This window comes from Acinetobacter sp. (assembly GCF_049284435.1).
Classification (GTDB): domain Bacteria; phylum Pseudomonadota; class Gammaproteobacteria; order Pseudomonadales; family Moraxellaceae; genus Acinetobacter.
Window position 1 is genome coordinate 20,982 of sequence record NZ_JBAPXX010000084.1, and the last position, 7,009, is coordinate 27,990.

Annotated in this window: 6 protein-coding genes and 1 pseudogene; 4 read left to right on the plus strand and 3 right to left on the minus strand. The window is 42.4% G+C overall.

What is annotated here, in order from left to right:
• Nucleotides 1–61: 61 nt before the first annotated feature.
• The 3 genes from WAK81_RS07970 (at nt 62) to WAK81_RS07980 (ending at nt 3,559) form a co-directional block, all read left to right on the plus strand.
• Nucleotides 62–1,183 (plus strand): CaiB/BaiF CoA transferase family protein, encoded by a 1,122-nt coding sequence (locus tag WAK81_RS07970; RefSeq protein WP_422196390.1) that lies wholly within the window; start codon nt 62–64, stop codon nt 1,181–1,183.
• A 254-nt stretch (nt 1,184–1,437) separates the two neighbouring features.
• Nucleotides 1,438–3,081: a nitrite/sulfite reductase gene (locus WAK81_RS07975; RefSeq protein WP_005266030.1), complete on the plus strand. Its 1,644-nt coding sequence runs from the start codon at nt 1,438–1,440 to the stop codon at nt 3,079–3,081.
• The gene (locus tag WAK81_RS07980) at nt 3,074–3,559 is read left to right on the plus strand and encodes a DUF934 domain-containing protein (protein WP_422196391.1); all 486 of its coding nucleotides are present in this window, start codon (nt 3,074–3,076) and stop codon (nt 3,557–3,559) included. Before WAK81_RS07975 ends, WAK81_RS07980 begins: the two co-directional genes overlap by 8 nt.
• Before the next feature lie 65 nt (nt 3,560–3,624).
• Here WAK81_RS07980 and WAK81_RS07985 read toward each other — a convergent pair.
• The 3 genes and pseudogenes from WAK81_RS07985 to WAK81_RS07995 form a co-directional block, all read right to left on the minus strand.
• Nucleotides 3,625–4,074, minus strand: a pseudogene (locus WAK81_RS07985) (VOC family protein).
• 157 nt (nt 4,075–4,231) lie between these two features.
• Complete coding sequence (locus WAK81_RS07990; RefSeq protein ID WP_422196392.1) at nt 4,232–5,407, minus strand: thiolase family protein; 1,176 nt, start codon at nt 5,405–5,407, stop codon at nt 4,232–4,234.
• Between the two features lie 111 nt (nt 5,408–5,518).
• Nucleotides 5,519–6,040 carry a GspH/FimT family pseudopilin gene (locus WAK81_RS07995; RefSeq protein WP_422196393.1) on the minus strand — a complete coding sequence of 174 codons (522 nt, stop codon included), beginning with the start codon at nt 6,038–6,040 and terminating at the stop codon, nt 5,519–5,521.
• Nucleotides 6,041–6,414: 374 nt separating this feature from the next.
• On the opposite strand from WAK81_RS07995, the gene WAK81_RS08000 reads away from it, so the two are divergent.
• Nucleotides 6,415–7,009 (plus strand): outer membrane beta-barrel protein (locus WAK81_RS08000; protein ID WP_422196394.1); only part of this gene is annotated, 595 nt, incomplete at its 3' end.

Genomic DNA, 7,009 nt, shown 5'->3' on the forward strand with positions numbered 1-7,009 from the left:
TTTTGTGCATTTATGTTCCTATGATGTTGAAAAAAGCAATATAAGTAGAGCAAATATTTCAATGTCATATGTATTAAAAGGATTGAAAATCCTAGATTTTTCTACACTTTTACCCGGCCCATTTGCCACATTATATCTTGCTGATTTAGGTGCAGAAGTTGTGCATATTGAATCACCGACCCGACCGGACCTGTTGCGATTAATGCCACCCTTTGCCAATGGACAGGCCACTTCACAAAGTTATTTGAATCGAAACAAGCAATCGGTTGCACTGGATTTGAAAGATCCTGTGAACATCGAACTGGTCAAATCCAAGATTGCAGATTATGACATTGTAATTGAGCAATTCCGTCCCGGTGTGATGCAACGTCTAGGCTTGGATTATCAAACCTTAAGCGAAATTAACCCGAAACTGATTTACTGTTCCATTACCGGTTATGGCCAAACTGGCACATATAAAGATAAGGCAGGACACGACATTAACTATCTGGCTTTGTCCGGAATTGCCGGACACAGTGGCCGGATTGAAAATGGTCCACCAGCCTTGGGAATTCAGGTCGCCGATGTTGCAGGTGGTTCCATGCATGCCGTGATTGCGATTCTGGCCGCGGTGATTGAACGCCAACAAAGTGGCAAAGGCCAGTATATTGATATTTCAATGACCGATTGTGTGGTAACGATGAGCAATCTGGCAGCTTCTGCCAGTCTGGCTGGCAATCAGCATCAATCTCCAGAATCCGGCTATCTGAATGGTGGAACTTTCTATGATTATTATGAAACCCAGGATGGACGTTATTTGTCGATTGGTAGTCTGGAACCACAATTTATGCAGGGATTGGCACAGGCTTTAGAGCTGCCGATTCTTCTGGAAAAAGGCGCTTCTTATGCCGCTGCAGATCATGCTGCGGTGAAGCAGGCGATTCAGAATAAAATCAAGACCAAGCCATTGGCTGCATGGCAAACGCTGTTTGCCGCGCTGGATGTCTGTGTCGAACCGGTACTCAAACTTGAAGAAGCGTTACATTCTGATCTGGCCCAGCAGCGGGGATGGGTAATACAGGTGCCACTCAAATCCAGTAGTCAGCAAACCGAAGCACAACTGGCTTGTCCGATTAAATTTTCACGTTCAAGCATACGTTATGAATTTGTAGGACAGCAATTGGGGGAGAGCAAAAATTGGTAGAATTTTTAAAGTGTTAATAAGATAGTTAACCGAAGTTGAGAAAATTTTTCCTATATGAAAATAAGTAATAATGATTGAAGGATTTAATCATTATTACTTTAAATTTAATCGAATGCTGTAAATACTGAGATCCGTGAAACTTTGGCAGGCTTATCAATAAAACCGCTATGAAATATGTATAAAAAGCATTTTATTGATAGGTTCAATCTCGCTATCCTTGCCGGCGATATAATAGAAACTACTAGCTGTACGCCATGTATTTATATACTGATTTCGATCAGCAACTGATTAATGAACGTGTTGCACAGTTCCGTGACCAGACGGAACGTTATTTAGCCGGTAAACTCACTGAAGATGAGTATCGTCCGCTTCGTCTGCAAAATGGTCTGTACGTACAGCGTTATGCGCCAATGTTACGTATTGCCGTGCCATATGGTTTGATGAACTCAAAACAACTTCGTAAAGTGGCTGATTTGGCAAAAGAATATGACCGTGGCTACGCGCATATTTCGACCCGTCAAAACATCCAGTTTAACTGGCCTGCGCTGGAAAATGTGCCGGATATGCTGGCTGAACTGGCGACTGTGCAAATGCATGCCATTCAGACCTCAGGTAACTGTATCCGTAATACCACGACGGATCAGTATGCAGGTGTGGTTGCAGGTGAAATTGCCGATCCACGTCCGACTTGTGAATTGATCCGTCAATGGTCAACCTTCCATCCAGAATTTGCTTTCTTGCCACGTAAGTTCAAGATTGCAGTCTCTGCGCTTGAAGAAACTGACCGTGCAGCCACTGCATTCCACGATATCGGTGTATATATCGTGCGTAATGAAGCAGGCGAAATGGGCTATAAAATCAAAGTCGGTGGTGGTCTCGGCCGTACGCCAGTGATTGGCAGCTTTATCCGTGAGTTCTTACCACGTGAAGACCTGATTGCTTATTTGGAAGCAGTGCTTCGTGTGTATAACTTGCATGGTCGTCGCGACAACAAATATAAAGCGCGTATCAAGATTCTGGTAAAAGCCTTAACACCAGCAGTATTTGCCGAGAAAGTTGAAGCTGAATTTGAGCATACGATTAAAACACTGAAAATCGATGCAGACACCTTGGCAAAAATGGATGAGAACTTCACGCCATTTGACTACCAAGATTATGCAGATGAAGATTTCACTGAATTGTTCGCGCAATATCCGAAATTCAAACAGTGGTTCAACATCAATACCAATGCACATAAAGTGAAAGGTTATCGTATCGTGACGATTTCACTGAAACGTGCCGGGATTGCACCGGGTGATGTCAGCACCGAAGAAATGAACCTGATTGCAGACCTTGCCGATCAGTACACTTTCGGTGAGCTGCGTACCACGCATGAGCAAAACATCTCACTGGTGGATGTACCGCAAAAAGATTTGTTTGCTGTATGGCAAACCCTTGACCAAAACAACCTGGCACGTGCGCATATCGGTTTCTTGACTGACATCATTTGCTGCCCGGGCGGTGACTTCTGTTCATTGGCGAATGCGAAATCCATTCCAATTTCTGAAGCAATTTCACGCCGTTTCGATGACCTCGATACGATTTACAATTTAGGCAAACTGGACCTCAACATCTCAGGCTGTATGAATGCTTGTGGTCATCACCATGTTGGTAATATCGGTATTCTAGGTGTAGACAAGAAAGGCGCTGAGTTCTACCAGATCACTTTAGGCGGTAATGCCGATCATGATGCGTCAATTGGTGACATTCTTGGTCCATCATTTGCAGCCGAAGTCGTACCGGATATTGTAGAAGAAATTCTGAATACTTATCTTGACCTGCGTCAGGAAGGTGAAGAGTTTATCGATACTTATCGCCGTGTCGGCATTCAACCATTTAAGGAGCGTGCATATGCTTAATACCGCACTTCAAGTGCTCTCTAAAGATGGCACGATTGCAGACAACACATACCAATTAGTTGGTGAAGATGGCGTTTTGCCACAGGGCGATGTGGTTTTGACTGTGGATCATTTAGACCAGATTGCCAATGTGGCAGGTAAAAAAGCATTGTACTTAACCGTAGATGCTTCGCCTGAAACCAATGAGTTTCCACTTGACCAGCTAGATGCAATCTTTATTGAGTTTGCCGGTTTTAATGATGGCCGTGGTTATTCATTTGCAGCACTTCTTCGCCGTCAAGGTTTTCAGGGTGAACTACGTGCCACCGGTGATGTGTTCAAAGATGTGCTGAACTACATGAAGCGTTCTGGTTTCGATACTTTCGTGATTAAAGAAGGTAAGGATATTCAGGAAGCGGCTGCCGGTTTGAATGATTTCAAAAATCCGTACCAGGCATCGACTGCGGTTGCACAGGCACATTATCAAACAGGTGCATAATTTAAATTATGCTGCTGTCAAAAAGCCGGATTGATTCCGGCTTTTTTATGTCTTGATTAAAATTCTCAACTTTCTTCAAGTTGACAGTTGATCATCCAGTGAATTCCAAACTGATCGCTAAATGCAGCATAAAGTGCGCCCCAAAATGTCTTTTCTAGCGGCATCTCAATTTGACCATTCACCGATAAAGCATCAAAGAGTCGTTGTGCTTCAGCTTGTTCACTAGCATCTAAATTAATGGAAATATAGTGGTTATTACCTTGAATGAAAACGGTATTGGTTTGTGCACAGAATTAATCATTCGTGTCAGATGCCATCAATTCTGTAAATTCATTGATGGGAAGTGAGATATGCAGAATCTTATTTTGATCCGCTTCTAACAGCGTGACACTTTCTTCAGGTGGCATTTCACCATAACGACTCAGACTTGAAAATTCGCCTCCAAAAACTGATTTATAAAAGTTAAAGGCTGCTTCAGCCTGACCTTGGAAATTGAGGTAATGATTCAGTTGCATGGGAGAACTCCCTTTTATTTACTTGCTTTAATCTACGCCACTTTGCGGTATTTTGCGCGAGCAAGCCTTATCAAAATGTAAGCGAAAAAAATCCTCCAGATTCGGAGGATTTTTAACTCCCTCTCCTTATGGGAGAGAGATGGGGTGATGGGTAAAGTTAAATTAATTCAATCGCCACAGCTGTCGCTTCACCACCACCGATACAGAGAGCAGCAATACCTTTCTTGCCACCCGTACGTTTCAGTGCATGAATCAAAGTCAGGATAATACGTGAACCGGTAGAACCCACAGGATGACCGAGTGCACATGCACCACCATTGATGTTGACTTTTTCAGGATCCAGCTTGAACTCATCCATTGGACACATGGTGACCATGGCAAAGGCTTCATTAATCTCCCAAAGATCGACATCAGAAGCGGTCCATCCGGTTTTATCCAGTACTTTTTGGATTGCACCGACTGGAGCAATGGTAAATTCAGATGGATGTTGAGAATTCGATGCATAGGTAACAATTTTGGCTAAAGGATTTAAGCCTTTTGCTGCTGCATTGTCAGCCGAGGTAATGACTAGAGCTGATGCGCCATCTGAAATCGAGCTGGCATTAGCCGCTGTAATCGTACCGTCTTTGGCAAACGCTGGACGTAAAGTTGGAATTTTATCGATGTTGGCATTAAATGGTTGCTCATCTTTATCAACGACCACATCGCCTTTGCGGGTTTTAACTGTTACAGGCACGATTTCATCAGCAAAGTAGCCTTCATTGACCGCAGTTTGTGCACGTTTTAATGAGCGAATCGCAAAATTATCCATCTGCTCACGGCTATAACCTTTGGTATTTGCCATATCTTGGGCAAATGAACCCATCAAGCGACCTGTTTCAGCATCTTCCAAGCCATCCAGAAACATATGGTCCTTGATTTCACCGTGACCCATACGGAAACCGCCACGTGCTTTTGGCAATACATAAGGAGCATTGGTCATGGATTCCATGCCACCTGCAACGACAATATCAGCAGAACCGGCTTTAATCATATCCGCAGCTTGCATGACGGCTTTCATGCCTGAGCCACATAATTTATTAATGGTCACAGCACCAGTAGAATCTGGAAGACCAGCTTGACGCATCGCTTGACGTGCAGGACCCTGCTTTAAGCCTGCCGGGAGTACACAACCCATAATGACTTCTTCAATATCCGTTGGTTGCAGACCAGCACGGGCAATTGCCTCTTTAATGGTGACTGCACCGAGTTCTGGCGCAGTTACACTCGCAAGACTTCCCTGAAAGCCACCCATGGCTGTACGTGCACCATTGACAATTACGATATCAGTCATTGTTCTCTCTCCGTATGAGTTTTAATCAATTTTTTCAAACTTAAGCAGTATATTGAAAAAAACTCAGGATTGAAGTGTTAATCGCAACGAAGCATAAACTGGATAGTTCTGTTAGCAAGAAGAAAGACTTTCAATCCGGATATGCCCCATTTTGCTGAGCGCAATACGCTGTTGGCTAGAAAGATGGGTAGAACAATAATAGAAACTACCATTTGAACCAATCGGCAAGGCAGTGTGCGCTTGATAAGTGACACTCGGTAAACTTAAAGCTCCTCGCCAACTTAGGTTACCGTATTTGAGGTTAAGTACGTCAATATGTAAAATTTGTTCGTCTACATCCACTTGCCTATTTTTATTTTTATCAATGAAAACTAGCATGTTCTTATTCCATTGATTGGCTTGGCAACTGAGAGAATCTTGGCTCGGGCAGATCACAATATTTTGGTGAAATACTGCAGCCTGGCTGCGTGCATAGCGATTAATTTGAGATAATTTGATCGGAATACTTTTGGCTTCCTGTTTAGATCGATATTCATGGAAGTACGGTAGAGCGATACTGACGAGAATTGCAATCATTGCAATACAGATAATTAACTCAACAATAGTGAACGCTCTTGTTATGTTTTTATACATAGAGTTACCTGATTTATATATTATTTTTATAATAAAGATGTTATTAATTATACGTTTTTTATGCTTTATTGAGCGTGTAAATCAGTGCTTACTTAAGTTTCAAGAAAGCTGTTAAAAATAATTGGCAATCACAATAGGTCATTCAGAATAAAAAATTGAGTAAAAAGTTACCGAATTACAACGGAAATTGTAAGTAATTTTGTCAATAATTTACTTGATTAAATTAATCAAGCACTTGGAAAAATAATAAAGTGTTTGTATGATGCCATGTGAATAGCTTAAGAATAATACTGGGGTAATAAAAAGCCTATCTCAGGATGGCCTATTAGAGGCTTGAGCTTGAACAACAATTGTTATCTCTGGAGGATAAATCCATGAAAATGAGTCGTATTGCTTTAGCTATGCTTGTAGCTGCACCTTTTGCTGCTGCCAATGCAGGCGTAACTGTTACTCCATTAATGCTTGGTTATACTTGGCAAGACACTAAACACAACAATGGTCAGTCACAGTTGTTATCTTCAAAACTTGGTCAAGGCGAAATGCAGAACGACTTGTTCGTTGGTGCAGCGCTTGGCATTGAATTGACTCCATGGTTAGGTTTTGAAGCTGAATATAACCAGGTAAAAGGTGATGTTAATAAATCACTTCGTGCTATCACGAATATTCCAGCAGGTTCTACAAGAGCTGACGCAAGCCTTGTAGACGCGGGTGCTGAATATAAGCAAACTCAAATCAACGGTAACTTCTATGTTACTTCTGATTTAATCACTGGCAACTATGACAGCAAAGTGAAGCCTTATCTGTTAGCGGGTGCGGGTCACTACAAATACAAATTTGATGGCGTAGAACGTAGCAATGTAAATGGTGCTGGCGGTCGTGACCGCGGTAATACTGAAGAAGGTACTCTAGGTAATGCAGGTATCGGTGCATTCTGGCACATTAACGATGCATTGGCAGTCCGTACAGAAG